Here is a 26,533-nt window from a genome sequence, read left to right as displayed (position 1 = left end):
CCTTGTCTGGCCGGGCTCAGCCCTTGGAGAGCGCCTTCAGGGCCAGCTTGATGCCGTCCGAGACGCTGCTGTCCTTGGGCACCTGCTTCATGGCCAGGGTCGCTTCCTTGTCCGAATAGCCCAGCGCAAGCAGGGCATTGAGGATGTCGGCCGAGGCGTCGCTGTGGACCACGCCGGCCACCGCGCCAAGATCGGCTCCGAGCTTGCCCTTCAGTTCCAGCAGCAGGCGTTCGGCGGTCTTCTTGCCGATGCCGGGCACGCGGGTCAGGCGCCCGGCTTCCTGCAGGGTCACGGCCTGGGCCAGGTCGGCCACCGACATGCCGGAGAGGATGGACAAGGCCGTGCGTGCGCCCACGCCGGAAATCTTGATGAGCTCCTTGAACGTATTGCGTTCTTCGGCGGTCCCAAACCCGAACAGGATGTGCGCATCCTCGCGGATGGCCAGATGGGTCAGCAGCGTGACCTTCTCGCCCAGGCCCGGCAGGTTGTAGTAGGTGCTCATGGGCACGGCCACTTCGTAACCGACGCCCTGGCAGTCGACCAGCAGGTTCGGGGGGATTTTTTCTAGAAGAATTCCGGAGAGGCGACCGATCATGGCGTCAGGGATGTGCGTGGGAGGCAGCTTCTGTGATAATCCCGCGATGATACAGCACTGTTCGGATAAACAGTATCCAAGCCCCCCCCCCTCAGAGATGAAGACAAAGGAAAAACATGGCCGGTAGCGCCTTTTTTGCATTGATTGACGACATCGCCACCGTGCTCGATGACGTTTCCCTGATGACCAAGGTGGCCGCCAAGAAGACGGCCGGCGTGCTCGGCGACGACCTGGCCCTCAATGCCCAGCAGGTCGCGGGCGTGCGCGCCGAGCGGGAATTGCCCGTGGTCTGGGCGGTCGCCAAGGGTTCGTTGAAGAACAAGGCCATCCTGGTACCGGCGGCGCTGGCCATCAGTGCCTTCATCCCCTGGGCGGTGACGCCGCTGCTGATGCTGGGGGGCGCTTTCCTCTGCTTTGAGGGCTTCGAGAAACTGGCCCACAAGTATCTTCCGCACGATGACGAGCATCATGAAGTCGCGGCCAAGGCGGCGGAGGACGTCGATCCGCTGGTCTACGAGCAGGAAAAGATCAAGGATGCCGTGCGCACCGACTTCATCCTCTCGGCCGAGATCATCGCCATCACCCTGGGTACCGTTGCCGGTGCGCCGCTGCAGCAGCAGATCACGGTACTGGTCGGCATCGCACTGATCATGACGGCGGGCGTGTATGGGCTGGTGGCCGGCATCGTCAAGCTTGATGACGGTGGCCTCTATCTGGTGCAGCATGCGGGCGCAAGCGCCTGGGGACGCTTCAAGGCCGGTATCGGCCGGGCGGTGCTGGCGGCCGCACCGAAGATGATGCGCAGCCTGTCAGTGATCGGGACGATTGCCATGTTCATGGTCGGCGGCGGCATCCTGACCCACGGCCTGCCCTTCGCGCATCACGCCATCGAGGCGGCGTCGCAAGCGGTGGAGGGTGTCGCCGTAGTTGGACCGGTCCTCGGGGCGATCACCCCGGCGGTCTTGAATGCCCTCTTCGGCGTAGTCGCCGGGGCAGTGGTGCTGGTGGTGGTGAAGCTGGCGCAGCGCGTACTGTCGCTCTTCAAGAAAAAGCACTAACCGACCAGACGCCCGCCGCGCATGCGGATGCCCTTGCGCGCCAGCGCCGGGGCCAGCGCGCCGAGGTCCGACAAGACTCCCCCCCCATGCGCATGGCAGATCGCCACGCCCAGCGCATCGGCGGCATCGGTACCCGGCAGGCCGGGCAGCTTCAGCAGCCGCGCCACCATCTCCTGCACCTGCGCCTTCTGGGCGCGTCCATGGCCGGCGACGGCCTGCTTGACCTGCAAGGCCGTGTATTCGGCTACCGCCAGGTCGGCGGCCACCAGCGCGCAAATGGCCGCGCCGCGCGCCTGTCCCAGCAGCAGGGTGGATTGTGGATTGACGTTGACGAACACTTTTTCGATGGCCGCGCAGTCCGGTGCATAGGACTTCACCACTTCGCCGACGCTGGCCAGGATCACCTTCAGGCGTGAAGGCAGGTCGCCATCCGGCGTCTTGATGGTGCCGGAAGCGATATAGGAGAGCGTGTTGCCCTGCTTGTGGATGACCCCGAAACCGGTGGTGCGCAAGCCAGGGTCGATACCGAGGATTTTCATGCCCGCCAGTCTAACCGATCAGGCGGGCAACCCGTGTCAGAACAAGACGCCCTGCCCCGGATCCGCGGTTTTCTGGCGCGGGCGGCGCTGGGTGGTCGAGGGCAGGCCACTCTTGCGCGAGCCGTGCTTGTCCTGGATGGCATCGGCTTCCGCCCGCGCGGTACTGCTGCTGCGCTGGCCGTAGAGGGCGTCCTTGGCGTGCTTGAGGGCCGTCTTCTCATCAACGATGGGATCGGGATAGGACGCCGTGCCAAATTCCGGCACCCAGCGTCGCACGTACTCGCCCAGCGGATCATGATCGCGCGCCTGCTTGGCCGGCGAATAGATGCGCAGGGTATTGATGCCGGTGGTGCCGGATTGCATCTGCATCTGGCTCCAGTGGATGCCCGGTTCGAAATCCAGGAACTGCCGCGCCAAAAACAGCCCCGGCGCACGCCAGTGCAGCCACAGGTGATAGGCGGCAAAGCTGACCAGCATGGCGCGCATGCGGAAATTGAGCCAGCCGGTAGCGCACAGCTGGCGCATGCAGGCATCGATCATGGGATAGCCGGTACGGCCTTCGCACCAGGCATCGAAACGCGCTTGCGCCTCCACGCCCCACGGACCGCCATCGCCCGGACGCAAGCCATCCAGCGAACGCGCCACGTTGCGCCATTCGATATCAGGCTGGTCTTCCAGCTTCTGCATGAAGTGGCAATGCCATCGCAGGCGGCTGGAGAAACCGCGCAGGCCGTAGGCCAGTTCGCGGTCGGCCGTGTGTTCGATGGCCAGCTCGGTAGCCTGATGCACGCTGCGCATGGAAATGGTGCCGAAGGCCAGATGCGCGCTGAGCCGGCTGCAGGCGTCGGGTGCGGTCAACGGACTGGACATGCCGCGCCGGTAATCGCGCCCGCCGCCGCCGAGGAAGGCGCGCAGCGTATCCCATGTCGCTGCCTCGCCAGCGGGCGGTTGCAGGCGTACCTCGGGCAAACCCAGTTGGGTCAATGTGGGCAGCCTCTCGGGCTGCATGCCTTGCGGCGCACGAAAGCCGACAGGATTGGCAATCTGCGCTGCCTCCATGCGCTGCACCCAGCGCGCGGCCCAGCCATCGCGGCTGCGCAGGCGGCGCACCACGCCGGTTTGCGGAAACTCCTGCCACTGCACGCCCTGGATGCGGCTCCAGCGGTTCACCGAAATATCGCGGGCATAGCTCCAGGCAGGGCCGGTTTCTTCGTGGCTGAAGAGATGGGTCACGCCCCACTCGCGACGCAGGGATTCCAATACCTGCACTGCCTCACCAATGCGCAGAAGCAAAGGCAGGCCGCGTTGCTTCAATTCGATCTGCAAGGGGGCGAGGGAACGCAACAGGAAATCCACATGACGCGGATCGCATTCAAAACTCTGCAGCCATGCAGGCTCGATGATGAAGACCGCAAACGCGCGCTCACACCGCGCCGCCTCGGCCAGCGCCGCGTGATCGCGCAGGCGCAGGTCGCGCTTGAACCAGACCAGGCCGACGCTCATGTCAGCCTCGGTCCTGGCGGCGTTCGAGCCGCACCACCAGGCGTTGCACGGCCGGACGCACGCGCAGGAAGCCGCGATAGCTGCGCTCCATCAGCCACAGCATGCCGGGCAGCCGCGCCAGCCGGGCCAGCCAGCGCCACCCCGGCAAGGTGGCCCACAACTTCACGAAGGCTTCGGCACCACTGAAGACCACGCCATCGGCGCGACGAACATGAAAGCGAGCCAGCAACTGCTCGCGCGTCATGCCCGCAGGAAGCTCTGTGGCGGGCACATCCGCGCGGCTGATATCGCAAAAGCGCAGCGGGGCATCCTGCGCACCGCGCTGGTACACGCCGATCTCGCGCCGGCACAGCGGACAGGCACCGTCATACAGCACGGTGATCTCTTCCTGTGGCGCACGAGGGTCAGGGTCAGGCTGCGCCATCGCGCCGCTCCTTGCGCTCGGTGCGCGCCAGCAGCTCGGCGGCGCTCTGCAGGCCTTGCGTGCTGCGACGCCACCACTGGGTGAACAGGTCGCTGGGCTTGTCGACCACCGGGAACAGTTCCGGCGCTGCCACGCATTGTGCCCACAGCGGCAGCCAGGGGGCCAGATGCGGATCGGCCACACAACGCACGCTGCGGGCAGTCTTGAGGGCGCGGCCGACGGTGGCGGCGTCACCGTGCCAGCACAGCGATGTCAGCTCGCGCATGCGCGCACCGACAAACTCCCAGCGGCGCTGGTCCCACGGCCAGAGCAGATGGAAGTCAGACAGATACAGTCCCACCACTATGGTGTCAGCCGGCAGATCGGCGGGCAACTCGCCCAGGCTCCACGGATGGACCAGCCAGACATCGCGGCCGGCCACGGCTTGCGCCTCCGGGGTCAAACTGCCCAAATGTTCAGGTGGCACCGGCAGCAGGGCCGGCTCCTTGCAGCGTTCCCGCGCGCGCTGGGTGGGTTCGGCGGCCACCGGGTCGGGATTGAGGGCGATTTCGCCCAACACTTCATATGAGGTGTCTACCACCGTGCCTGGGCTGTGCCACTCGGCCGGGGCGTACTTGGCCACGTTCTCGGCATTGAACAGATAAGGCTTGTGGCTGCCGGTCCCGGCCACCCACTGCCAGCTCAGATGATTGCTGGCCAGGTCGCCATCCAGCAGATGGCCGACCATCCAGTCCGCCCCCGCACGCCAATGCACCTTGCGCAGATGCACCACATAGCTGGCCAGCCACATGCGCGCGTGGTTGTGCAGGGTGCCGGTGGCATACAGGGTGCGCACGGCCTGGTCGATCACCGGCAGGCCGGTGGCAGCTTCGCGGATATCGGCCGGCAGTTCGCGCGCATAGGCCGACTCCGGCAGCGGGCCGGCGTGCAGTGAATCGAAGATGCGCGCCCCGCGCCTGGCCCACACGTAGCGATAGAAGGCACGCCAGCCCAGCTCATAGACGAACTTGTGCTGCACATCCAGCGTCTGGCGGCTGCACACGCCCGCCAGCACCTCGCGCAGGCTGACGAAGCCGTGCGTGAGATAGGGCGACAAGCCCGTCACGGCACCGTCAAGACTGTTGCGGGTGCGGGCATAGGCACCGGGACGCACGGCGGCGATGCGCTCGCGCGCGGCGGCCAGGGTCGGCAGCAAGGGCAGCAGCGCCAGCGGTCGTGGTGCAGGGACCGCAGCGACAGCAGCAGGGGCTGCGGGTGCGGCGGGTGCGTCTTCCGGGGAAGGGGACTCCAGCACCAGGTCGAATTGATGTTTGCGATACATGGCTCGACTCCTCAAAGGCCAGGGTGGGCGCGCTTGCGGCGGCAGGCTTCGGAACAGTATTTGACCTCGTCCCAGTTCTTGGCCCAGGCGCGCCGCCAGGTCATGGGCAGGCCGCACACGGCGCAGGGCTTGCTGGGCAAGTGCGCCTTGTTGCCGCGATGTCCGGTGACTTGGCTTTTCTGTTTCATGACTCAGGATTGTACTGAATAAATGCGTCACACTTGACTCATGACGCCAAATTAGCGTCTATAATCTGTGTCAAACATGATTCACTGGAGCCCGTCATGAGCCTTGCGCAATCGACCTCTTCCCCTGCCCTTGCGGCCGACAAACCTGCTGGCGAAGCCTTGCGCCGCACTGGCGCCGTGGCGCGCATGCTGCGCATGCCGGTGGCCACGCTGCGGGTGTGGGAGCGCCGCTATGCGCTGACCCAGGGCCAGTTGTCACCGAGCGGCCAGCGCCTGTATTCGGAAGCCGATGTGCGGCGGCTGGCGCTGATCCGGCAGTTGACCGAACTGGGCCACGCCATCGGCAGCCTGGCCGGACTGGATATGGATCAGCTGCAGCAAGTGGCGGCCACCCATGCGGAACTGCACGCAGCCCGCCCGACGCCACCGGAAGCGGTGCAGGGTCAATGGCGGCTGGCCGTGATCGGCTCCACCCTGGCGCAGCGCCTGGACAAACCCGGCCTGCTGCAGCGCCTGGGGCGTCCGCTGCAGTTGCTGGGTCCGTTCGAGAGCATCGAACAGGCGGCCATGGCCTTGAAGCGGGAAGAAGTGGATGCCCTGCTGCTGCACGAGCCGCAGTTGCACGCCGGCTGGCTGGGCGCACTGGAGAGTTCGGCACCGGCGCTGAGCGGGCTGCCGATGGCCGTGCTGTATGGATTTGCCAGCGAAGCCGTGTGCGAGACGCTGGCGGCGGTAGGCATCAGCCTGCTGCGTGCGCCGCAGCCTGATGTGGTTATCCTGCAATGGCTGCGCGGCCTGGCGGCGCTGTCTTCACCGGCGCGCGACGAAGAGGCAGCCGACAAGGCCCTGCCGCCGCGCCGCTGGGATGACAATGAGTTGATCGCCTTTGCCAACCAGTCCACCACGGTGGCCTGCGAGTGCCCGCGCCACGTGGCGGAATTGCTGATGCAGCTGTCGCAGTTCGAGCGCTACAGCGCGCAATGCGCCAACCGTAACGTGGCTGACGCACAATTGCATCAATATCTGCAGCAACTGACCTCGGAATCGCGGCAGCGGTTTGAGGCGGCCTTGACGCGCATTGCCGTGCATGAAGGAATGATCAGCGAGAACAGCTGAAGCCGGCTTGACGCCCTGATGATTGCGTCTATGGCACCAACACAATGCAGCACCAAAGTGCAGGTCTTCTTTCCGAACCTCGGCAATTCGGAGTTGTCTGAACGGCTTCTCACAACTCCCCGTTGTTTCTTGATTCATCCGAGATAGGAAAAATAATGACTAACAAATATCGCTATGGAATTCATGAAAACCTCTCCCCAAATGAATTACTTTTCTACATTTTTGTCGACGAGACCTGCAAAGAACTTGGTGTAGACGATATTGGCGCGGCAGCTGCCATTGTCGCTGGTGAAAACATTATTCCCACACGCGCCAAGCTCAGGGGAGCGACGAAGGGTACGTCAGTTGCGTCCATATTGTCTCGAAGATACCTGAACTACGATCTGAAGAAACGCATCTTGCCAACGGTGACACGAGAAAGCATCAAGCGCCTCCAAATCCTTATGACCAGAAACATCGGTGCTTTTGTGGGACGAGCTGTCCCGGTTGTTGGATGGGTCTTCATGGCTTACAACGTTGCAGCTATCAGCGTTCGAGCTGTGGCGAACTACAACCGTCGCGTCGACCCTGTCGATAGAGTTCTGTCATGAACCATCTGACATGGGACTCCTTTGAAGCTTGGGTCCGACAGCGACATGGCACCAGCGATCAAATGCACTTGGTGAGAACCACCACGCTGACCGGAGACATGCACCTCACCGGCGATGAAGCCGCTGACTTCATTGATCGCTACTTCGCGGCGTTTTCCATCGATCCCGGGGACTATAGTTTCGACCGATATTTCCTCGGTGAGGGATTCAATCTCATCGAGGTGATCCACATGGCTTTATCCAAGAAGAAGCGGGCCAAGTATGAGCGGACCCCGCTGACCTTGGGGATGCTCTACCAGGCGGCATTGGATGGGGAATGGAATTGTGCTCGACTCGAAGCACTTGGAACAGATCCAGAATACGACACACCGCCGGATGCCGGTCAATCGGGATAAGCGCCACCGGCAGGTCCATGCGCAGCCTTGCTGCTACAAGAGTGTGCACCACGAAAAACGCCCGGCATGAAGCCGGGCGTTTTTGTTGGATCTGGCAGCGATCAGTGACGGAAGTGACGTGTCCCCGTCAGCAGCATCACGACATCGCGCTCATTGGCCGCATCGATGACTTCCTGGTCGCGCATGGAGCCACCCGGGTGGATGACGCAGGTGGCACCGGCATCGACCACCACATCCAGGCCATCGCGGAACGGGAAGAAGGCATCCGACGCCACGGCCGAACCAGCCAGGGTCAGGCCGGCATTCTGCGCCTTGATGGAGGCGATGCGAGCGGAATCGATACGGCTCATCTGGCCGGCACCGACGCCCAAGGTCATGCCATTGCCGCAGAACACGATGGCATTGGACTTGACGAACTTGGCCACGCGCCAGGCGAACATCAGGTCCTGCAATTGCTGCTGGGTAGGCTGCTTCTTGCTGACCACCTTCACATCGGCCAGCAGCACGTTCTTGGCATCCGGCGACTGCACCAGCAGGCCACCGCCGACACGCTTGAAGTCGTAGCCATTCAGACCGGTGCCCAGCGGGATTTCCAGCAGGCGCACGTTCTGCTTGGCAGCGAAGATCTGCTTGGCTTCAGCGCTGAAGGACGGAGCGATCAGCACTTCCAGGAATTGCTTGGCCACGGCTTCGGCCGCTGCGGCGTCCACTTCGCGGTTGAAGGCGATGATGCCGCCGAAGGCCGAGGTCGGGTCGGTCTGCAGGGCCTTGCTGTAGGCATCCAGCGGGTCGGCACCGATGGCCACGCCGCAGGGATTGGCGTGCTTGATGATGACGCAGGCTGCTTCCGTGGCCGGGTCGAAGCTCTTGACGCATTCCCAGGCAGCATCGGCATCGGCGATGTTGTTGAAGGACAGTTCCTTGCCCTGCAGCTGGGTGTAGTTGGCCAGCGCGCCATCGACCTTCTTGATGTCGCGGTAGAAGGCAGCGCTCTGGTGCGGGTTCTCGCCGTAGCGCATGTCCTGGACCTTCTCGAAGTGAAGGTTCAGGGTCGCCGGGTAGGCGCTGCGGGTGCTGTGCTGCTTGTCTTCACCCAGGGCAGTGAAGTAATTGGTGATGGCGCCATCGTATTGCGCGGTATGGGCGAAGACCTTCTTGGCCAGCGCGAAGCGCTTTTCGTAGGGCAGGTCGCCACCGGACTTGAGCTCGGCCAGCACGCCTTCATAATCGGTCGGATCGCAGATGACGATCACGTCCTTGTGGTTCTTGGCCGAGGAACGCAGCATGGCCGGGCCGCCGATGTCGATGTTTTCGATCGCGTCTTCCAGCGAGCATTCATCCTTGGCCACGGTCTGCTGGAACGGGTACAGGTTCACCACCACCATGTCGATGGTGGGGATGCCGTGCTGTTCCAGCGCAGCGACGTGCTCGGGGAAATCGCGACGGGCCAGGATGCCGCCATGGACCTTGGGATGCAGCGTCTTCACGCGGCCATCCAGCATTTCCGGGAAACCGGTGTAGTCGGCCACTTCGGTGACCGGCACGCCATTGTCGGCCAGCAGCTTGGCGGTGCCGCCGGTGGACAGGATGTTGACGCCCATGGCGGACAGTGCGCGCGCGAAGTCGAGCACGCCTGCCTTGTCGGATACGGAAATGAGTGCTTGTTTGATCATGGTAGGCAAGACTGGTAAGGAAAAGGAAACCTGAAAAACCGTGGAAGGAAGCTGCACCCGCGCACCCTCCCGGCGCCCGCCCTGGCGCGCCGGCAAGGCCGCTGGCGGCTACAGCAGGCCGTGCTGCTGCAGCTTCTTGCGCAGCGTGTTGCGGTTGATGCCGAGGATCTCGGCGGCCTGGGACTGGTTGCCCTCGGCGCGCGCCATCACGGTCTCGAAGACCGGTTTTTCGACCGTGGCCAGCACCATGTCGTAGACATTGGTCGGTAGCTGTTCACCCAGATCCCGGAAATATTTTTCCAGGCTCTTCTTGACGACATCCTCAATACTTTCTTTGCTCATTGCTCTGCTGCTTCTGTTCTTGTCGGTGTCACCCCGCAAACCTGAATGCGCCGTTTTCCCGCGGGCGCGATGGTGCGTGGCGATGCCGTGTTGTTGATCAATTGCGCCCGCTGTTGCTGCTTGCGCCAGCGCATCCGATACCCTTGTTGTCCTGTCGTGCTGTCCTGCCGTCCTGCGGTGTTGCTTCAGGCGGCCAGGGCTACCTCGTCGGCCAGTCCGTATTGCAGGCGATCGCCATGCACGGCCTGCTCGGCAAAGAACTGCCGCACCGCCTGCAACTGCTGGCCGCAGTCTTCGATGCGGTTCATGCTGCGGCGGAAGGTCTCGCCGCCCGGCAGGTCGCGCACATACCAGCCGATATGCTTGCGTGCCGTGCGCACGCCCAGGTAGTCGCCATAAAAAGCGTAGTGGGCTTGCAGGTGCTCATCCATGAGGTGCTCCACCTCGGTCACCAGCGGTGCCGGCAGGTGCTCGCCGGTGCGCAGGAAGTGATCGATCTCGCGGAAGATCCAGGGCCGTCCCTGGGCGGCACGACCGACCATGACGGCGTCGGCCCCGGTCAGGCGCAAGACTTCGCGCGCCTTCTCGGGCGTAGTGATGTCTCCATTGGCCACCACCGGGATCTTCACGGCGGCCTTCACGGCGGCGATGGTCTCGTACTCGGCTTCACCGCTGTAACCGTCGGCGCGGGTGCGGCCGTGCAGGGTCAGCATGGCGATACCGGCGGCCTCGGCCCGGGCGGCAATCTTGAGGGCGTTCTTGTTGGCGCGGTTCCAGCCGGTGCGGAATTTCAGGGTCACCGGCACATCCACCGCCGAGACCACCGCGTCCAGGATGCGCGCCACCAGTTCCTCGTCCTGCAGCAGGGCCGAACCGCACCAGCTGTTGCAGACCTTCTTGACCGGGCAGCCCATGTTGATGTCGATGATCTGCGCCCCGCGCTCGACGTTGTACTTCGCGCAATCGGCCAGCATGACGGGATCGGCCCCGGCGATCTGCACCGCCTTGGGTTCCATCTCGCCATCGTGGTTGATGCGGCGCGAGGTCTTCTCGCTCTGCCACAGGCGCGGATCGGACGCGGCCATTTCCGAGACGGCATAGCCCGCCCCCAGCTGCTTGCACAGCTGGCGGAACGGTCGGTCGGTCACACCCGCCATGGGGGCGACGAACACGTTGTTGCGCAGGGAATAGGGCCCAATGTTCACGACGTGGATAGGGGGAGATACGGGGAAGGGCGCTATTTTAGCGCGATTGCCTGCCTCGCCCAACAAGAATCGGGCGCGGTTACATCTTTGGGGCTGATTATTTATTGGGCAGCGGAGATTGTTGGAGAAATGCCAATATCAAATATCACTGCACAGGAAAAACGGCAGGCCAAATGCGTTCCTGCCACCCTGCTGATTACCTCAAGGCAATGAATGATCAGCGATCCACCTCATCCAGCGTCTCCCGCTGGAGATGCCCGATCTCGCCCCAGGAGCGGATGTGGGCACGTTCGCCATCCCAGTGCAGGCGATTGACGCTGGCGTTGAAGATGTCAAAGGTGCGTGGCTGGGCGAAGGAAGTCTGGCTGGCCCAGTGATGTACGCACTCCAGCACGCCGCCATGGGTGACGATGGCCACCTTGCGATAGCGGCCCGAAGCCAGCACGCGCTGCACGGCCGCCACCGAACGTTCATAGAATTCGCGCATGGTCTCGGCGATGCGCTCGCCGGCGGGATAGCGGAAGTCCGGCTCGCGCGCCTTCCACTGGCGATACGCCTCCGGATAGCGCGCTTCGATCTCGGTATGGCGCAAGCCCTCGAAGCCGCCGTAGCAGCGCTCGCGCAAACCCGCATCGATCTGCACCGTCAATCCCGCTGGCCCGGCCACGGCCTGCGCCGTATCGCGCGCACGCTGCAGGTCGCTGGCGAAGACGGCATCGATGCCCTCCCCCGCCAGCGCCTCGCCCAGCGCCAGGACCTGGCGCTGGCCGGCTTCATTCAAGCCGATGTCGATATGCCCTTGCAGGCGTTTGTCCACGTTCCAGTCGGTTTCGCCGTGGCGGATCAGCAGGATGTCGGTCATGCAGTGCAGTCAGGTCAGCTACGCGGTACCGCGTTGGGGTTGAGGGTGTAGAGGCCGGTGAGGGACGCCTGATCCAGCACATGGTCGCGCAGCGCAGTGACCACCACCGAACCTTCCAGGTTGCCGACCACGGGCAGCTGTTCCACGTCCAGCGCGTACAGCGTGAAGATGTAGCGGTGCACCAGCGCATCGTTCCACGGCGGGCAGGGGCCGTCATAGCCGAAGTAGTCGCCGCGCATGTCGCCGTCGCCGGCGAACCAGCCGGTGTAATCGTTGATACCCTGGCGCGCGCCCGGCATCACATCGCCCAGCACCGCCGGTCCCGGCTTGCCGCGCGCGGTCACGCCGTTGCTGAACTGGCCGGCCTTGATTTCGCTCACGCCCGCCGGAATGTCCACCAGCGTCCAGTGATAGAAATCCACACGCGGCAGTTCCAGCGGCACGGTCTTGCCTTCCTGGTTCACATCATCGCCGCGCGAAGGCACGTCGGGATCATGCACCACCAGTGCCAGCGACTTGGTGCCGGCCGGCAGATCGCTCCAGGCGAAGTGCGGATTGCGATTGGCAGAGAGCGCCACGTGCGTCTTGGGATCCATCACCGCAAAGGCGAATTCGCCCGGGATGTTGGCACCGTCCTTGAAAGAATCGCTCCAGAATTTCATATCACCTCCAAAAAGTAAGGCCACATGCAACACGCATTACGAATTCATTTGGGGACGCGCCGCCGGGCTTCAATGCCGGGCTGGCTTTTATTCAGTAACGTTCATATCGGCAGCCGGCGCCTTGGGCTTGACCTGCAGCCAGAAGGTCACCGGACCGTCGTTGGTGAGCGACACCTTCATATCGGCTCCGAAGCGCCCCGTTCCTACCCGTTCCTCGCCATGGCGCGCACGCGCCTGGGCCACGAAGTGATCGAACAGTTGCCGACCCAGTTCCGGTGCCGCAGCCGGCGTGAAGGACGGGCGCGTGCCTGAATTGGTATCGGCCGCCAGCGTGAATTGCGGGATCAGCAGCAAGCCGCCTTGCACGTCGGCAACGCTGCGGTTCATCTTGCCGGCCTCGTCGCTGAAGACGCGATAGGCCAGCAGCTTCTTCAGGAGGGCGTCGGCTTCGGCCGTGGTGTCATGGCGCTCGGCGCAGACCAGCACCATGAGCCCGGTGCCGATGCTGCCCAGCGTCTGGCCATCCACCACCACCGAGGCCTGGCTGGCCCGCTGCAAGAGGGCGATCATGCGCGTTCCAGCTTACGCCAGGGTGACGCGGGCGAACTTGCGCTTGCCCACTTGCACCACGCACTGGCCGGCCTCGACCTTCAGGCCCTTGTCGCTGATGACGGTGCCGTCGATGCGCACACCGCCCTGCTCCACCATGCGCAGCGCTTCCGAAGTGGAGGCGCACAGGTTGGCTTGCTTCAACAGCTGGCCGATGCCCAGCGGCGCGCCCGACAGCGAGACTTCCGGGATATCGTCCGGGATGCCGCCCTTGGAGCGGTTCACGAAGTCGGCCAGCGCATCTTCCGCGGCCTGCTGCGAGTGGAAGCGGGCGACGATTTCCTGAGCCAGCGCCACCTTGATGTCGCGCGGGTTCTTGCCGGCCTCGACCTCGGCCTTGTAGCCAGCGATCTCGGCCATCGAACGGAACGACAGCAGCTCGTAGTAGCGCCACATCATCACGTCGGAAATGCTCATCACCTTGGCGAACATGGTGTTGGCCGGTTCGGTGATGCCGATGTAGTTGCCCTTGGACTTGGACATCTTTTCCACGCCGTCCAGGCCTTCCAGCAGCGGCATGGTCAGGATGCACTGCGGCTCCTGGCCGAAATCCTTCTGCAGTTCGCGGCCCACCAGCAGGTTGAATTTCTGGTCGGTGCCGCCCAGCTCCAGGTCCGACTTCAGGGCCACCGAGTCATAACCCTGCATCAACGGGTAGAGGAATTCATGCACCGAAATCGGCGTGCCTTCCTTGAAGCGCTTGGTGAAGTCATCGCGCTCCATCATGCGCGCCACCGTGTAGCGCGAGGCCAGCTGGATCATGCCGCGGCTGCCCAGGGCATCGCACCATTCGGAGTTGTAGCGGATCTCGGTCCTGGACGGATCCAGCACCAGGCTGGCCTGGGCGAAATAGGTCTTGGCGTTGATCTCGATCTGCTCGCGCGACAGCGGCGGGCGCGTCGCATTGCGGCCGGACGGGTCGCCGATCATGGAGGTGAAATCGCCGATCAGGAAGATCACCTGATGGCCCAGGTTCTGCAGCTGGCGCATCTTGTTCAGGACCACGGTGTGGCCCAGGTGCAGGTCGGGCGCGGTCGGGTCCAGGCCCAGCTTGATGCGCAGCGGCTGGCCGCTTTGCTCGGCGCGCGCCAGCTTTTGCGCGAATTCGCTTTCGATGAGCAGCTCATCGATGCCGCGCTTGGTGATGGCCAGCGCTTCCTGCACCTTGTCGGTGAGGGGCAGGCGGGAAGGAGCTGCTTGGGCAGCGGCGGCGGAGGTGGACTGGTCGGCGTTCATCGATATAACTAAAAAATTGGCTTTTGTAGGACAGGACCGCTAAATCGTGTTGCTATAATTCCGACTTTCGTTTTTTCTGCCCAGCGCCAGGACGCGGCCTCAGAAGCTCAGCAGCAGGAAAACGTTCTCGACCCGTAGGCGATGTTACGCGGGCGCAACACGGCGGGGGGACAGGAAACGCCGCATTGCAGCCATCACCCGCCATCCGCCACGGAAACGTCAGATTTTAACGTATTCGGTTTGCATGTTCCCACAAGATAAACTCAAGCACGTCTCGTCCCTGTGCTTCTCCGCGTTGCAGTCCTGCCACCACAAAGTCGCCGCTTCCTCGCCCAAGACCCGCATCATCGGCGCCAGCGCCCTGTTCCTGGCCGCCTTCACCATCGGTGCCGCCGGCTTCGCCCCGGCCGAGCCTGACCTGCGCGATGCCCCGGTGAACCCGATTTCCAAGGAGCTGGCCCTGCCCGACCTGCAACAGCAGATCAGTGCACTGGAAGAGCGTTCGCAGTACTACGTCAACGAAGAGAAGGTCCGCAGCGGCGACACCCTGGCCACCCTGCTCAACCGCCTCGGTGTGGATGACGATGAGGCCACCGCCTTCATCAAGTCCGATACCCTGGCCCGCACCGTGATGCAATTGCGCGCCGGCAAGCGCGTCGTGGCCCAGACCGATGACAACGGCGAGCTCATCAAGCTCTCCGCCACCCTCGACGACGGCAGCGACACGCCCAAGAATCTGGTGATCGCGCGCCATGACGGCAAGCTCACCGCCGAAGCCCAGCCCGCCGTGCTGGAGCGCCGCGTGGAAATGCGTGCCGGCACCATCTTCTCCTCGCTCTTCGCCGCCACGGACAACGCGCAGATCCCCGATGCGGTCGCCATGCAGCTGGTGGACATGTTCGCCACCAACATCAACTTCGCCTCCGACCTGCGCCGTGGCGACCGTTTCAACGTGGTCTACGAGACCTTCTATCAGAATGGCGACCTGGTGCGCACCGGCCGCGTGCTGGCCGGTGAATTCGACAATGCCGGCAACCGCTACCAGGCTGTCTGGTTCAGCGACCCGGCCAGCAAGACCGGCGGTGGCGGCTATTACGCCTTCGATGGCAAGTCGCTCAAGAAGGCGTTCCTGAAGTCGCCCCTGGCCTTCACCCGTATCTCTTCCGGTTTCTCGATGCGCCTGCACCCGATCCTGGGTCAGTGGAAGCAGCATACCGGCGTGGACTTCGCCGCCCCGACCGGCACGCCCATCCATGCAGCCGCCGACGGCGTGGTCGATTTCGTGGGCCAGCAGAATGGCTACGGCAACATCGTCGTCATCAAGCACTGGAGCGGCTACTCCACCGCCTACGGCCACATGAGCCGCTTCGCGCCCAACATCAAGAAGGGCATGAAGGTCAGCCAGAATGACGTGATCGGTTTCGTCGGCATGACCGGCTGGGCCACCGGCCCGCACCTGCACTACGAGTTCCGCGTCAACAACCAGCCGCGCAATCCGCTGTCGGTGGAGGTGCCCAACAACCAGGCCCTGACCGGCCCGCAGTTGCAGCGCTTCCGCACCGTGGCCGCCGACATGCAGCATCGCATGGCCATGCTGCGCGTGCCGGGTGCGCCCGATGTGAAGCTGGCGGCAGCCAAGTAAGAGACGGCTGTCCGAACTCCCCGACCAGGGCGGCGCTGTAGAATCAGCGGCCGCCCTTTTCTTTTTACGAGCTGCCTGCCATGAACGATTCTCCCTTTTTGACCATCGGCCTGATGTCCGGCACCAGTCTTGACGGCGTCGACGGCGTCCTGGCCGCCTTCGATGGCCAGACGATCACCGCCACGCTGGCGGCGGCTTACGTGCCCTTCCCCGCCCATCTGCGCGCGGACCTGATGGCCCTGCAGGCCGCCGGGCCCAACGAGATCGAACGCGAAGCCCTGGCCGCCAATGCGCTGGCCGTGCATTACGCCGACTGTGTGGCGCAACTGCTGCTGCAGGCTGGCAAGACGGCGGCCGACGTGCGCCTGGTGGGCGTGCATGGACAGACCATCCGCCACCGTCCCGAACTCGGTTTTACCCGCCAGACCAACAACCCTGCACTGCTGGCCGAACTGTGCAACATCGATGTGGTGGCCGACTTCCGCAGCCGCGACGTCGCCGCCGGCGGCCAGGGCGCACCGCTGGTGCCGGCCTTCCATCGCGCCATCTTCGGCGATGCGGCGCAGTCGCGGGTGGTGGTCAATATCGGCGGCATCGCCAACATCAGCATCCTGCCGGCGGGAGAAGACGGCGCCTACGGCTTCGATACCGGCCCCGGCAATGCGCTCATGGATGGCTGGATTCATCTGCACCAGCAGCGCACCTATGATGCCAACGGCGACTGGGGTGCATCGGGACAAGTGCATGCGGGACTGCTGGCGCAATTGCGCGATGAGCCCTTCTTCCGCTTGCCGCCGCCCAAGAGTTCGGGACGCGACCTGTTCCATCTCGACTGGCTGCAGGCGGCCCTGCTGCGCACGGGCGCTGCAATCGCCCCGGAAGATGTGCAGGCCACGTTGACGCTGCTCACGGCCAGTACCATTGCCGACGCCATCGTCGCGCACGCACCCACGGCGCAGCAGGTCTATGTGTGCGGAGGCGGCGCCGAGAATGCCTTCCTGATGCGGCTGTTGCAGCAGCAACTGGACGGCCGCGCAACCGTGCAGTCGACGGCCGCTCTGGGCGTGTCTCCGCAGCATGTGGAGGCGCTGGCCTTTGCCTGGCTGGCGCGGCGCTTTGATCTGCGGTTGCCGGGCAACCTGCCGGCGGTGACCGGAGCACGCGGCTTGCGGGTGCTCGGCGCGTTGTACCCGGCCTGAGGTAAGATCGCTGAAACGAAAAAGCCGTCCGGTGCATGGCACGGACGGCTTTCTCTTTAGCGCTTCATGATGTTTGGCGCCTGTTTCAATACCGAACGGGTCGGTATCAAAATGAATTCAACAATCAGTAATATCAGTAATGGCGCTTGATGACGCTTGATTACTCTTGCTGACGGCGATCAATAACGGCTGATGCGGCCATTATCCAGTCGCACACGATCCCCCACGCGGAAATCGGTATTGTCTTCCTGCGCGAAGGTCTGCAAGGAGCCATCGCTCATGCGCACGCGGATGTTGTAAACCTGGCGGCCGGCAGAGTTATTGCGCTCGACCTGGTTACCGGCATAGGCACCACCGGCGGCACCCGCGACAGTCGCCAGCACGCGGCCGGTGCCGCCACCGACGGCGTTACCCAGCAGGCCACCGGCCACGCCACCCACCACCGCACCGGCCACGCCGCTGCTTTCCTTGTGGGTCACTTCAATGGCTTCCACCACGCCGGTACCGGAATAGGACGCCACGCGTTCATAGTTCTGCGAGGTCGGTGCCGCGCCATAAGGGGCTTGCTGCGGACTCGCGCAGCCAATCAGCAAACCGGCAAAGCTGGCGCTGATCACGGCCAGCGAGATGTAGTGATGACGGACGGACATGGTGTTCTCCTCTGCACGAATGCACGAATGCGATGGACGATGTTCGCAGTGTGCCGCGCAGCCTGCATGCGCGGCATCGGAGAAGCCCGGCAATGCTTGTCGGAGAAATGAGGACGTCGCCGTCAGCAGACAGTCTCAGTTGAGCCAGCCGCGCCGACGGAAATACCAGAACGGCGCGATGGCCGACCCGACCATCATCAGGATGGCCAGCGGATAACCCACCACCCAATCCAGTTCCGGCATGACCTTGAAGTTCATGCCGTAGATGCTGGCGATCAGCGTCGGCGGCAGGAAGGCCACCGACGCCACCGAGAAGATCTTGATGATCTTGTTCTGGTTGATGTTGATGAAGCCGACGGTGGCATCCATCAGGAAGTTGATCTTGTCGAAGAGGAAGGCGGTGTGGCCATCCAGGGATTCGATGTCGCGCAGGATCTGGCGCGCATCCTCGAACTGCTCCGAACTGAGCAGACGTCCGCGCATCAGGAAGCTGACCGCGCGGCGCGTATCCATCATGTTGCGGCGGATGCGGCCGTTCAAGTCTTCTTCGTGGGCGATGGTGTTGAGCACTTCGGCGGCGGCCTGGTCGGACAGGCTTTTCTTGAGCACGCTGGTGCTCACCGCTTCGAGCTTCTGGTAGATGCCTTCGAGGGCATCGGCCGAATATTCGGCATCGGTCTCGTAGAGGTCGAGCAGCACGTCGCGGTAGTCGCCGATGGAACCGGGCCGCGAGCGCGCACGCATGCGCACCAGGCGGAACACCGGCAGGTCTTCCGCATGCACCGAGAACAGGATGTTGCGTGCCAGGATGAAGGCCACCGTCATGGTGGAGGAAGAATCGTCGTCGCCTTCGAAGAGGAAGTCGGTGCGCAGGTGCAGGTCGCCGTTCTCGGCTTCGAAGTAACGGGCCGAGGCTTCGATGTCGCTGAATTCATCCTCGTCGGGCAGGGTCACGCCGTAGATGCTCTTGACCCAGGCGCGCTCTTCGTCATTCGGTTCGGTCAGGTCCACCCAGACCGGCGCGGCCTGTTCGAGGTCGGTGCGGCTGTCGATGTTGACCTGGCTCAGCCGTCCGTTTTGCAACACGAATACATTGATCATGGGTTCTCGCTCGGTGGAACGCGGGGGGAAGAGTCCCGGGTGAAATGCGGCAGCCCGTGGCGACAGGCGCGAAACGTGCGCAAGTGTACGTTCAAGCCCCGTGCCAGGCAAGCGCCAATCCAGCGCTGGCGGAACCGCTGTGGTGAGCGTGGCGCGCTGTCATACGGCGGTCATCTGGCTGCGGCAGCAGCGCAGGATTACTTGTGCGCCGGCGGCAGCGTGGCCGCGTTCATGCGGCGCAGGATCAGGCTGGTGCGCGCGGCCAGGTAACCCGAGCCACGATTGCGGTCGTAATAGCGCGGACGCGGCAGCATCACCGCCAGCCGTGCTGCCTGTTCGGCGCCGAGATTGGCGGCCGTGGTGCGGTAGTAATGCTGGGCTGCGGCCTCGGCACCGAAGACGCCGTTACCCCACTCCACCACGTTGAGGTAGAGCTCGAAGATGCGCTGCTTGTCGAGCAGGAATTCCAGCATGTAGGTGATGATGAATTCCTGGCCCTTGCGCAGATAGCTGCGCTCGCCCGAGAGGAACAGGTTCTTGGCCAGCTGCTGGGTGATGGTGGAACCGCCGGCCACGACCTTGCCCTTCTTCTCGTTCTTTTCGTAGGCCTTCTGCAAGGCCTCCCAGTCGACGCCGTCATGCTCGGAGAAGTTGGAATCTTCCGAGGCGATGATGGCGCGTTTGAGATTGTTGGAGATGCGAGCGTAAGGCACCCAGCGGAATTGCAGCTGGGCATTCGGGTCCTTCTCGCGCAGGATCGACAACTGCTGGCGCATGAAACTGGTGGACTCCGGATTGTGATCCTTCCACCACCAGATCTGGACGAAGAAGTACAGCTGCAGCAGCAGTACCAGGGTGATGGGCAGGACGATGATCCAGAAGAGCAGCTTGCGTAGCGATTTCATGAGCCGGTTGTTGTTCTGTTGCCGTGTTCTGTCGATCCGGGAAATTCCGTCATGGTGCGATCCTGCAGAGATGCACTCATGCACTCATACAGTCCTGCACTCCTGCGGTCCTCTACATCTGTGGAGGACTGCCAGCCTTTTGCTTGGTGCTTAGTGCTTATTGCGACAACTGCTGGCGCAGGCTGGCAAACACCTCGGCGGTGGCGGGCCGCACGCCGCGCCACAGCTGGAAGGCTTCGGCGGCCTGCTCGACCAGCATGCCCAGGCCATCGCGCACGCTGGCCCCGTGTTGCTGGGCGCTCTGCATGAAGACCGTGGGCTGGCGGCCATACATCATGTCGTAGGCCAGGGTCTCGCTGCCATACACCGATACCGGCAGCGGCGGCAGATCGTCCGACAGGCTGGCCGAGGTGGCGTTGATGATGACATCGAACACGCCCTCCAGTCCGGCATAGGCCGCACTGCGTACCGGGCCGAATTCCCGGAACTGGCGCGCCAGTTCATCGGCCTTGGCTTGCGTGCGGTTGACGATCACCAGTTCGGCCGGCTGCTGTTGCAGCAGAGGCAGCAGCGCTCCACGCGAGGCACCGCCGGCGCCCAGCAGCAGCACGCGGCGGCCTGCCAGCGCCTGGCCGGCATTGACCATGATGTCGGTCACCAGGCCCGCACCATCGGTGTTGTCGCCGAGGATGCGGCCGCCTTCGAACTTGAGCGTATTGACCGCTCCGGCCAGACGCGCGCGTTCGGTCAGCTGATCGGCCAGCGCGTGCGCTTCCAGCTTGAAGGGAACGGTGACGTTGGCACCGCGTCCGCCGCGCCGCTGGAACACCTGCACCGCTGCCTTGAAACCGTGCAGCGGGACCAGCAGGCGATCGTAGTGCAGCGACTGGCCGGTCTGGGCGGCGAACTGCGCATGGATCTCGGGCGACTTGCTGTGGGCAATCGGATTGCCGATGACGACGTATTCATCCATGGTGGTTTGCCTGCTCCCTCGTTATATGTTCTGACTGCTCTTTGCTGTTCTTGTGTCGGACCGCTGCGCCGCTGGCGATATCAGCCGGCCTCCAGTTCTGCCTGCACGCCCTGGTCACGGGTGAAACGGAAGGTCACGATGACTTCCCACACATCATCCTTGCCGCTGGTGCGCATGTTCTCAGGAAAACGGCCGAACGGCACCGAGCGCCGCACGATGGCCACCGCCGCCTGGTCCAGCGCGGCATTGCCGGAACTGGTGCGCACCACCACGCCGCCATCGCGCTCGTAGATGCTGCCATCCTGGAATACCGGAATCACTACCAGCAGTTCACCGTAGAGCTTCTTGCCGTCGCGGGTCGGGAAGTTCAGGGTGCCGACCTTTTCTATCTTGTCCTGCAGCGCCTTGAAGTACTGGGCATAACCGACTTCGCGGGTGCTCGGCGTGATCTGGGTCTTCTTGGGGCGCTTGTTGTATTGCGCGATGTCCTTGGCCAGTTCGGCTTCCATGCGCGCCATGGCCTTGGCGGTTTCGGTCAGGTCGCGCGCGTTGGGCTGCGGCGTCTCGGTCGGTTTCTGCTGCTCGGCGCTGGCCACGTGCTGGCGCGCCTCCTGCAACTGCGCCAGCATCTTGCGCTGCTGCTGTTCCAGTTCGGCCACCTTGCGCTGCGCGGCCTTGACGCTGTCACCGCTCTCCACGTGCTGCATGTCCGGCAGCGGCGATCTGGCGCGGCCGTCGTCGGCATTGCCGCCGCCATCCAGGTTGGCCTGCGCCAGCGCTTGGGCATTGACCGGCTTCTTGTCATGCTTGGCGTTGACCAGGATGACTTCCAGTTCCGGATCGGACGGCTTGAAGCGGAAGGCGTCGGGCGCGGCGAAGTGCACGGCCAGCAGCAGGCCATGCACCAGCAGCGAGATTCCGAGCGCGACGCTCAGCAGACGATGTTGGGCAAACAGATTCACAGCAGACGGGGAGCAACGACGATATTCACAGCGCCAATTCTACGCCAGCACCGCGTCATTGCGCGGCTTGGGCCGACGGGTTTTCGTCGGCATCGGCGGCGTGGGGATGTGGCTCTTCCTGTGCATTTTCCTGTACGGAATCCTGTGCATCGTTCTGTACATTGTTCTGTACCGAATTCTGCTCGGCAGCGGCTTCCTCGCCCTGTTCTTCGCTGCCCATGGAGGCCATGCCTTCGAGCAACTCGTCATCGTCTTCACCGAGGTCGCTGGCCAGCGCCTGGGCCGCAGCGGCCGGCACTTCCAGCAGGCGCGCTTCCACGGTCAGGTCGACCTCGTCCCAGCGCAGCAGGTCCAGCTTGACCTGCAGGCCGCGCGCCAGTTGCGGCAGGCCCGGCATGCGCAGCACCAGCGGGATCTCGACCAGGCGCAGGATTTCATCCTTGAGCACCACCGCTTCCACGGTACGGGCGTTTTCCTGCGCCAGCCAGCGCAGGCACCAGTAGCGTTCCATGGTCGACTGGAAATCGGCATAGCCGGAGTACGCCGCATCGAAGCCCGAGACGATGGCGAAGAGATCGGCATCGCGCGGCTTGAAGGGCGCCACCAGCGGCGCGGTCACGCCGTGCTCGATGCAGGCCAGGATCTGCCACTGGTTGACCAAGTCGGTATAGCGGCGCAGCGGCGAGGTGCTCCAGGCATATTGATCCACGCCCAGGCCCTGGTGGGGCGCGGCGTGGGTGACCATGCGCACCTGCATCTTGGCGGCCCAGCCGCCGGCCCCGCCGCCTTGCGCGCGGTAGATGCCCGGCACGCCGTGATCGGCCATGAGCTTGCCCCAGGTGCTGTTGGCGAAGATCATCAGCTCGGCCACGATCTTGTCCAGCGGCGCGCCACGGCGGCGGCGCACGATGCTCACCACATCGTTCTCGACGTAGAAGTTGAAGTCGACGCGATTGTTCTGTTCCGGGCGCAGGCCGAAACTCTCGCGCTTGGCCATGCGGCCCTGTTCCAGCAATTGCACCCACTGCCACAGGAGCGCGATCTCTTCCTTGTGCGGATACTCGCCGCGATTCTCGGCCAGCGCTTCCTCGGTGACCAGCTCGTCGAGGTCGTTGTGGCGCAGGTTGGCGGCGATCGGCACCCGCTCGGCGCGGGTCTCGGTGCCCAGCACTTCCCAGTTGGCCGCATCCAGCGTGGCGTACAGCGACAGCGCAGGACGCGCAGCCCCGGCATCCAGCGTATAGGTGGCCACCAGGTCGTCTGGCAGCATGGTGATCTTTTCGCCCGGCATGTAGACGGTGGACATGCGCGCACGCGCAATCGCATCGATCGCATCGCCGCGCTTGATGGCCAGGCCCGGTGCGGCGATGTGGATGCCCACGCGCAGCTTGCCGTCCGGCAGGCGGGTGACCGACAGGGCATCATCGATCTCGGTGGTGGTCACGTCATCGATGGAGAAAGCCTGGACATCGGCCAGCGGCAGGTCGGTAGCCGCCGGCGGGATATCGATGGCCGGGAAACCGGTGCCGCGCGGGAAGAATTCGTAGAGGAAACGCGCGTAATGCAGATCCTTGGGCGAGGCCACGCCACCGGCAGCCAGCATCAGGCGCTGCGGAGTGGTCTGCATTTCCTTGGCGGCGGCGTCCAGAGCCTTGAATTCGATGCCGTTCTTGTCCGGCTTGAAGAGCAGTTGCAGCGCGATGGGGCGGAAGGCTTCCGGCAGTTTGTGGGCCTTGAGTTCTTCCACATACACGGCCTGTGCGGCCAGTTGCTGCTTCTTCTTTTCCAGCCCGGCCAGGGCCGCCTGCAGCGAGGCCTGCGGTGCCGCCTTGTAGCGGCCACGGCCCTTCTTGTAGAAATAGATCGGTGCGCGATGCAGGCACAGCAGCAGGCCGGCCGCTTCCGGGGGCAGCGGGGCGTGGCCGAAATATTCGGCGGCCAGGTCGGTGAAACCGAATTCTTCTTCGCCGGCCACTTCCCAGAGGAAATCCAGGTCGACTTCATCAGCGATGGCCTGGGCCTGTTGCATCAGCTCCTGCGGCGCGGGGGCAGCGAATTGCAGCAGCGCATCGCGCGACTTCACCTTGGCGCGCTTGCCGGAGGCCATCTCGACCTGGTAGGACTCGCCCTGCTGGGTCATGATGGAGCCGGCCTTGAAATCGCCGGATTCTTCGAACAATAAATTCATCTGCTTCTATCGCTTTTCAATCGGTACGTGGGCCGGCAGCGGACGCATCAGCGCCTCCAGTGCCGGCAGGAAAACATCGGTGACCATCAGCACGCCGCCGCGCCGGGTAAACAGGGAGCGGCGCGCCAGCAAACTGGTCGGCAATTCGGACTCGGGCAAGGCCTGCGCGATGCGGCGCATCAGCGGGTGGCCGGCGGACAGCCGAGCATACTGGATGGGGCTGCGTCCGACCAGCGGATCAAAGAACAAGTTGGCCCCCAGGGGCGTGCTGCCGAGCTTGCTGAAAAAGGGCCAGTCGGACTTGACTGAGCTGGTCGACAGCACCGTATGGCCGAATACCACCGGCTGCCCGTCGCCCAGCAGGATGACATCGCGCTCCACCACCCGGCTACGGGGCGATATGCACAAGGCTTCATGCTCATCGGCCAGGATGCGGCCCGGGCGCTGGCGCAGCAGGCGCACACTGAAGCTTTCGGTCCGTTTCTTCAATTTCAGGGTCATGGACCCGGGGTCGGCCAGCCAGGCGCGGGTGCGCCGCACCAGGTCGCCATCGGCCGCCAGCAGCGCCGCCAATGCCTGCGGATGCGCCATCCAGCGCGCCTTGCGGACGGCATGGGGCATCAGCGCACCGCCTTGCCGGGCAGGTCCACGCCGCAGAAGGCCAGCACCTCGTCCAGATGGTCGGCAAACTCGGCCATGCCATGGTCGCTGCCCTCGATGACGGTCTGGCGCGCGCCGGGGTAATGGGCCACCATCTCGCGCCAGTCCAGCACTTCGTCACCGGTGGCGGCGAGCAGGAAATAGCGCTCCGGGCGCGTGATCGCCGGCATCGACAGGGCCAGCAGCTCGGCGATGTACTCGCGCTTGAATTCAAAGGGTTCGTCGGAGTGGTATTGCGTGGTCACGCCGACATAGGATTCCAGGTCACGCGGCGGCTTGACCGCCGGGTTGACCAGCACCGCCCGGCAGCCGGTGTGTTCGGCCAGCCAGGTGGCGTAGTAGCCGCCGAGCGACGAGCCGACCACGGTCAGCTGCGCCGGGTCCACACCCGCCACCAGCGCACCGGCCAGAGCGATGGCCCCGGCCGGCGAGGCCGGCAGTTGCGGGCAGACGTACTGGTCCTGCAGGCCGAGCGCGGCCATGCGCTGTCCCATCACGCGCGCCTTGAAGGACTGCGGCGAGGAACGAAAGCCGTGCAGGTACAGGATCATGCCAGTGCGTCCAGCAGCTTCTGGTGTACGCCGCCGAAGCCGCCATTGCTCATCACCAGCACATGGTCGCCGGGCTGCGCGGCAGCCTTGACGGCTTGCACCAGTGCATCGAGGTCGTGGAAGGCAGCGGCTTTCTGGCCCAGCGGGGCCAGCGCTTCGGCCAGGTCCCAGCCCAATGCATCACGCCCGGACTGGGCGCCGAAACCGAAGACCAGGTCAGCATCAGTCAAGCTGCCCGGCAGAGCTTCTTTCATCGTGCCCAGCTTCATGGTGTTGGAGCGCGGCTCCAGCACGGCCAGGATGCGAGCGGTACCGACCTTCTTGCGCAGGCCGGCCACGGTGGTGGCAATGGCGGTCGGGTGATGGGCGAAATCGTCATAGACGGCCACGCCATTGGCGCTGCCGCGCAGCTCCATGCGCCGCTTCACGCTCTGGAACGCGCCCAATGCCTCGATGGCCTGGGCCGCCGGCACGCCTACGTGGCGGGCAGCGGCAATCGCGGCCAGGGCGTTCATGCGGTTATGTTCACCGGTCAGCGACCACTCCACCGTACCTTGCGACTGGCCTTCAAAGAAGACCTCGAAACGGCCATCCTCATGGGTCTGCAGCGACCAGCCGGGCTGGCCGGCGGCTACGCCAAAGTCTTCACGTTCGCTCCAGCAGCCGCGCGCCAGCACGCGTTGCAATGCGGTTTCACGGCCATTGACGATGACCCGGCCGATGCCGGGCACGGTGCGCACCAGATGGTGGAATTGCGTCTCGATGGCGGCCAGATCGGGGAAGATGTCGGCGTGATCGTATTCAAGATTGTTCAGCACGGCGGTACGGCTGCGGTAGTGCACGAACTTGCTGCGCTTGTCGAAGAAGGCGGTGTCGTACTCGTCGGCCTCGATGACGAAGAAGGGCGACGGTCCCCCCTGGCCGTCACTGCCCAGGCGTGCCGAGATGCCGAAGTTCATCGGCACCCCGCCGATCAGGAAGCCGGGCTGGTAGCCCGCGTGTTCCAGCACCCAGGCCAGCATGGCCGAGGTGGTGGTCTTGCCATGCGTGCCGGCCACCGACAAGACCCACTTGTCCTGCAGGATGTTCTCGCCCATCCATTGCGGGCCGGAGACATAGGGCAGGCCGCGGTTGAGGATCTCCTCCATCAGCGGGTTGCCGCGCGAGACCACGTTGCCGATGACGAACAGGTCCGGCTTGATCTCCACCTGCGACGGCTCGAAACCTTGGGTCAGGGTGATGCCCTGGGCTTCCAGCTGGGTGCTCATGGGGGGATAGACGTTGGCGTCGCAGCCGGTCACGGTATGGCCAGCCTCTTTGGCCAGCACGGCCAGGCCGCCCATGAAGGTGCCGCAGATGCCGAGGATGTGTATATGCATAGTGA

28 protein-coding genes are annotated in these 26,533 nt (G+C 64.1%); 6 read left to right on the top strand and 22 right to left on the bottom strand.

Translation table 11 applies throughout. From position 1 onward, the window contains the following. Positions 1–16 precede the first annotated feature (16 nt). A complete protein-coding gene (ruvA, locus tag MKD49_RS19750) occupies positions 17–595 on the bottom strand; it encodes a Holliday junction branch migration protein RuvA (RefSeq protein ID WP_034341563.1) in 579 nt (192 codons plus the stop codon). 116 nt (positions 596–711) lie between these two features. Here ruvA and MKD49_RS19745 point away from each other — a divergent pair, with 116 nt between their 5' ends. Then, on the top strand, positions 712–1,653 hold the full coding sequence (locus MKD49_RS19745; RefSeq protein ID WP_121042651.1) for a DUF808 domain-containing protein: 942 nt from the start codon (positions 712–714) through the stop codon (positions 1,651–1,653). Here MKD49_RS19745 and ruvC read toward each other — a convergent pair. The 5 genes from ruvC to MKD49_RS19720 are packed head-to-tail and all read right to left on the bottom strand — an operon-like array spanning position 1,650 to position 5,628. Further along, positions 1,650–2,192 (bottom strand): crossover junction endodeoxyribonuclease RuvC, encoded by a 543-nt coding sequence (gene ruvC / locus MKD49_RS19740; protein ID WP_034341567.1) that lies wholly within the window; start codon positions 2,190–2,192, stop codon positions 1,650–1,652. The two genes, MKD49_RS19745 and ruvC, sit on opposite strands and share 4 nt — an antisense overlap. Positions 2,193–2,228: 36 nt before the next feature. Next, positions 2,229–3,695, bottom strand: a complete 1,467-nt coding sequence (locus tag MKD49_RS19735) for an FAD-binding domain-containing protein (protein WP_252697153.1) — start codon at positions 3,693–3,695, stop codon at positions 2,229–2,231. Position 3,696: 1 nt separating this feature from the next. Next, entirely contained in the window at positions 3,697–4,119 is a 423-nt protein-coding gene (locus MKD49_RS19730; RefSeq protein ID WP_252697152.1) for a thiol-disulfide oxidoreductase DCC family protein, read from the bottom strand. Beyond that, complete coding sequence (locus tag MKD49_RS19725) at positions 4,106–5,440, bottom strand: FAD-binding domain-containing protein (RefSeq protein WP_252697151.1); 1,335 nt, start codon at positions 5,438–5,440, stop codon at positions 4,106–4,108. The genes MKD49_RS19730 and MKD49_RS19725 overlap by 14 nt, the downstream gene beginning before the upstream one ends. Before the next feature lie 11 nt (positions 5,441–5,451). After that, entirely contained in the window at positions 5,452–5,628 is a 177-nt protein-coding gene (locus MKD49_RS19720) for a DUF2256 domain-containing protein (RefSeq protein ID WP_084320263.1), read from the bottom strand. Between the two features lie 96 nt (positions 5,629–5,724). On the opposite strand from MKD49_RS19720, the gene MKD49_RS19715 reads away from it, so the two are divergent. The 3 genes from MKD49_RS19715 (at position 5,725) to MKD49_RS19705 (ending at position 7,729) form a co-directional block, all read left to right on the top strand. Then, on the top strand, positions 5,725–6,744 hold the full coding sequence (locus MKD49_RS19715) for a MerR family transcriptional regulator (RefSeq protein WP_252697150.1): 1,020 nt from the start codon (positions 5,725–5,727) through the stop codon (positions 6,742–6,744). A 155-nt stretch (positions 6,745–6,899) separates the two neighbouring features. Beyond that, the gene (locus tag MKD49_RS19710) at positions 6,900–7,334 is read left to right on the top strand and encodes an STM2901 family protein (protein ID WP_252697149.1); all 435 of its coding nucleotides are present in this window, start codon (positions 6,900–6,902) and stop codon (positions 7,332–7,334) included. Beyond that, positions 7,331–7,729, top strand: coding sequence for a DUF1493 family protein (locus MKD49_RS19705; protein WP_252697148.1), 399 nt, complete (start codon positions 7,331–7,333; stop codon positions 7,727–7,729). The genes MKD49_RS19710 and MKD49_RS19705 overlap by 4 nt, the downstream gene beginning before the upstream one ends. A 101-nt stretch (positions 7,730–7,830) precedes the next feature. On the opposite strand, the gene purH is transcribed toward MKD49_RS19705, so the two are convergent. The 7 genes from purH to tyrS form a co-directional block, all read right to left on the bottom strand. Continuing rightward, positions 7,831–9,402, bottom strand: coding sequence for a bifunctional phosphoribosylaminoimidazolecarboxamide formyltransferase/IMP cyclohydrolase (gene purH, locus MKD49_RS19700; RefSeq protein WP_252697147.1), 1,572 nt, complete (start codon positions 9,400–9,402; stop codon positions 7,831–7,833). 108 nt (positions 9,403–9,510) lie between these two features. Continuing rightward, positions 9,511–9,744, bottom strand: coding sequence for a Fis family transcriptional regulator (locus MKD49_RS19695; RefSeq protein WP_006463627.1), 234 nt, complete (start codon positions 9,742–9,744; stop codon positions 9,511–9,513). 185 nt (positions 9,745–9,929) lie between these two features. Further along, on the bottom strand, positions 9,930–10,949 hold the full coding sequence (gene dusB / locus MKD49_RS19690; RefSeq protein ID WP_121042639.1) for a tRNA dihydrouridine synthase DusB: 1,020 nt from the start codon (positions 10,947–10,949) through the stop codon (positions 9,930–9,932). Between the two features lie 217 nt (positions 10,950–11,166). Beyond that, a complete protein-coding gene (locus MKD49_RS19685; protein WP_209580178.1) occupies positions 11,167–11,811 on the bottom strand; it encodes a histidine phosphatase family protein in 645 nt (214 codons plus the stop codon). A 14-nt stretch (positions 11,812–11,825) separates the two neighbouring features. Beyond that, entirely contained in the window at positions 11,826–12,473 is a 648-nt protein-coding gene (locus tag MKD49_RS19680) for a YbhB/YbcL family Raf kinase inhibitor-like protein (RefSeq protein WP_121042635.1), read from the bottom strand. 87 nt (positions 12,474–12,560) lie between these two features. Next, positions 12,561–13,043 (bottom strand): D-aminoacyl-tRNA deacylase, encoded by a 483-nt coding sequence (dtd, locus tag MKD49_RS19675; RefSeq protein ID WP_252697146.1) that lies wholly within the window; start codon positions 13,041–13,043, stop codon positions 12,561–12,563. Between the two features lie 12 nt (positions 13,044–13,055). Beyond that, positions 13,056–14,318, bottom strand: a complete 1,263-nt coding sequence (gene tyrS / locus MKD49_RS19670; RefSeq protein ID WP_252697145.1) for a tyrosine--tRNA ligase — start codon at positions 14,316–14,318, stop codon at positions 13,056–13,058. 244 nt (positions 14,319–14,562) lie between these two features. On the opposite strand from tyrS, the gene MKD49_RS19665 reads away from it, so the two are divergent. Together MKD49_RS19665 and MKD49_RS19660 are read left to right on the top strand one after the other, a co-directional pair. Continuing rightward, positions 14,563–15,960: a M23 family metallopeptidase gene (locus MKD49_RS19665; RefSeq protein ID WP_034341584.1), complete on the top strand. Its 1,398-nt coding sequence runs from the start codon at positions 14,563–14,565 to the stop codon at positions 15,958–15,960. 80 nt (positions 15,961–16,040) lie between these two features. Next, on the top strand, positions 16,041–17,159 hold the full coding sequence (locus MKD49_RS19660; protein WP_252697144.1) for an anhydro-N-acetylmuramic acid kinase: 1,119 nt from the start codon (positions 16,041–16,043) through the stop codon (positions 17,157–17,159). Between the two features lie 179 nt (positions 17,160–17,338). On the opposite strand, the gene MKD49_RS19655 is transcribed toward MKD49_RS19660, so the two are convergent. The 9 genes from MKD49_RS19655 to mpl form a co-directional block, all read right to left on the bottom strand. Further along, positions 17,339–17,809, bottom strand: a complete 471-nt coding sequence (locus MKD49_RS19655) for a glycine zipper 2TM domain-containing protein (RefSeq protein ID WP_034341587.1) — start codon at positions 17,807–17,809, stop codon at positions 17,339–17,341. 135 nt (positions 17,810–17,944) lie between these two features. Next, positions 17,945–18,910: a magnesium/cobalt transporter CorA gene (corA, locus tag MKD49_RS19650; protein WP_039789235.1), complete on the bottom strand. Its 966-nt coding sequence runs from the start codon at positions 18,908–18,910 to the stop codon at positions 17,945–17,947. 197 nt (positions 18,911–19,107) lie between these two features. Continuing rightward, a complete protein-coding gene (gene mtgA / locus MKD49_RS19645; RefSeq protein WP_134135659.1) occupies positions 19,108–19,815 on the bottom strand; it encodes a monofunctional biosynthetic peptidoglycan transglycosylase in 708 nt (235 codons plus the stop codon). A 157-nt stretch (positions 19,816–19,972) separates the two neighbouring features. Beyond that, positions 19,973–20,788: a shikimate dehydrogenase gene (aroE, locus tag MKD49_RS19640; RefSeq protein ID WP_252697143.1), complete on the bottom strand. Its 816-nt coding sequence runs from the start codon at positions 20,786–20,788 to the stop codon at positions 19,973–19,975. A gap of 80 nt (positions 20,789–20,868) precedes the next feature. Then, positions 20,869–21,750: a TonB C-terminal domain-containing protein gene (locus tag MKD49_RS19635; protein ID WP_252697142.1), complete on the bottom strand. Its 882-nt coding sequence runs from the start codon at positions 21,748–21,750 to the stop codon at positions 20,869–20,871. A 55-nt stretch (positions 21,751–21,805) separates the two neighbouring features. After that, a complete protein-coding gene (locus MKD49_RS19630; protein WP_252697141.1) occupies positions 21,806–23,938 on the bottom strand; it encodes an RNB domain-containing ribonuclease in 2,133 nt (710 codons plus the stop codon). Between the two features lie 6 nt (positions 23,939–23,944). Next, entirely contained in the window at positions 23,945–24,559 is a 615-nt protein-coding gene (locus MKD49_RS19625) for a chorismate lyase (protein ID WP_039789229.1), read from the bottom strand. Further along, positions 24,559–25,149: a YqiA/YcfP family alpha/beta fold hydrolase gene (locus MKD49_RS19620; protein ID WP_252697140.1), complete on the bottom strand. Its 591-nt coding sequence runs from the start codon at positions 25,147–25,149 to the stop codon at positions 24,559–24,561. Before MKD49_RS19620 ends, MKD49_RS19625 begins: the two co-directional genes overlap by 1 nt. Next, positions 25,146–26,528 (bottom strand): UDP-N-acetylmuramate:L-alanyl-gamma-D-glutamyl-meso-diaminopimelate ligase, encoded by a 1,383-nt coding sequence (gene mpl / locus MKD49_RS19615; RefSeq protein ID WP_252697139.1) that lies wholly within the window; start codon positions 26,526–26,528, stop codon positions 25,146–25,148. The genes MKD49_RS19620 and mpl overlap by 4 nt, the downstream gene beginning before the upstream one ends. Positions 26,529–26,533 lie beyond the last annotated feature (5 nt).

This window comes from Herbaspirillum sp. WGmk3 (assembly GCF_023952535.1).
GTDB lineage: Bacteria > Pseudomonadota > Gammaproteobacteria > Burkholderiales > Burkholderiaceae_D > Herbaspirillum > Herbaspirillum huttiense.
Note: the sequence above shows the minus strand (reverse complement) of the source record. Positions and strands in the feature narration are given on the sequence as shown.

Bases quoted from the DNA above. Each gene is read 5' to 3' on its own strand.
- MKD49_RS19655 (WP_034341587.1), bottom strand. From the start codon at position 17,809: ATGTCCGTCCGTCATCACTACATCTCGCTGGCCGTGATCAGCGCCAGC.
- MKD49_RS19720 (WP_084320263.1), bottom strand. From the start codon at position 5,628: ATGAAACAGAAAAGCCAAGTCACCGGACATCGCGGCAACAAGGCGCAC.
- MKD49_RS19710 (WP_252697149.1), top strand. From the start codon at position 6,900: ATGACTAACAAATATCGCTATGGAATTCATGAAAACCTCTCCCCAAAT.
- MKD49_RS19695 (WP_006463627.1), bottom strand. From the start codon at position 9,744: ATGAGCAAAGAAAGTATTGAGGATGTCGTCAAGAAGAGCCTGGAAAAA.
- MKD49_RS19685 (WP_209580178.1), bottom strand. From the start codon at position 11,811: ATGACCGACATCCTGCTGATCCGCCACGGCGAAACCGACTGGAACGTG.
- purH (WP_252697147.1), bottom strand. From the start codon at position 9,402: ATGATCAAACAAGCACTCATTTCCGTATCCGACAAGGCAGGCGTGCTC.
- aroE (WP_252697143.1), bottom strand. From the start codon at position 20,788: ATGGATGAATACGTCGTCATCGGCAATCCGATTGCCCACAGCAAGTCG.
- MKD49_RS19705 (WP_252697148.1), top strand. From the start codon at position 7,331: ATGAACCATCTGACATGGGACTCCTTTGAAGCTTGGGTCCGACAGCGA.
- ruvC (WP_034341567.1), bottom strand. From the start codon at position 2,192: ATGAAAATCCTCGGTATCGACCCTGGCTTGCGCACCACCGGTTTCGGG.
- tyrS (WP_252697145.1), bottom strand. From the start codon at position 14,318: ATGAACGCCGACCAGTCCACCTCCGCCGCCGCTGCCCAAGCAGCTCCT.
- mpl (WP_252697139.1), bottom strand. From the start codon at position 26,528: ATGCATATACACATCCTCGGCATCTGCGGCACCTTCATGGGCGGCCTG.
- dtd (WP_252697146.1), bottom strand. From the start codon at position 13,043: ATGATCGCCCTCTTGCAGCGGGCCAGCCAGGCCTCGGTGGTGGTGGAT.
- MKD49_RS19625 (WP_039789229.1), bottom strand. From the start codon at position 24,559: ATGCCCCATGCCGTCCGCAAGGCGCGCTGGATGGCGCATCCGCAGGCA.
- MKD49_RS19680 (WP_121042635.1), bottom strand. From the start codon at position 12,473: ATGAAATTCTGGAGCGATTCTTTCAAGGACGGTGCCAACATCCCGGGC.
- MKD49_RS19665 (WP_034341584.1), top strand. From the start codon at position 14,563: ATGTTCCCACAAGATAAACTCAAGCACGTCTCGTCCCTGTGCTTCTCC.
- corA (WP_039789235.1), bottom strand. From the start codon at position 18,910: ATGATCAATGTATTCGTGTTGCAAAACGGACGGCTGAGCCAGGTCAAC.
- ruvA (WP_034341563.1), bottom strand. From the start codon at position 595: ATGATCGGTCGCCTCTCCGGAATTCTTCTAGAAAAAATCCCCCCGAAC.
- MKD49_RS19745 (WP_121042651.1), top strand. From the start codon at position 712: ATGGCCGGTAGCGCCTTTTTTGCATTGATTGACGACATCGCCACCGTG.
- MKD49_RS19660 (WP_252697144.1), top strand. From the start codon at position 16,041: ATGAACGATTCTCCCTTTTTGACCATCGGCCTGATGTCCGGCACCAGT.
- MKD49_RS19735 (WP_252697153.1), bottom strand. From the start codon at position 3,695: ATGAGCGTCGGCCTGGTCTGGTTCAAGCGCGACCTGCGCCTGCGCGAT.
- MKD49_RS19725 (WP_252697151.1), bottom strand. From the start codon at position 5,440: ATGTATCGCAAACATCAATTCGACCTGGTGCTGGAGTCCCCTTCCCCG.
- MKD49_RS19630 (WP_252697141.1), bottom strand. From the start codon at position 23,938: ATGAATTTATTGTTCGAAGAATCCGGCGATTTCAAGGCCGGCTCCATC.
- MKD49_RS19715 (WP_252697150.1), top strand. From the start codon at position 5,725: ATGAGCCTTGCGCAATCGACCTCTTCCCCTGCCCTTGCGGCCGACAAA.
- MKD49_RS19730 (WP_252697152.1), bottom strand. From the start codon at position 4,119: ATGGCGCAGCCTGACCCTGACCCTCGTGCGCCACAGGAAGAGATCACC.
- mtgA (WP_134135659.1), bottom strand. From the start codon at position 19,815: ATGAAATCGCTACGCAAGCTGCTCTTCTGGATCATCGTCCTGCCCATC.
- MKD49_RS19620 (WP_252697140.1), bottom strand. From the start codon at position 25,149: ATGATCCTGTACCTGCACGGCTTTCGTTCCTCGCCGCAGTCCTTCAAG.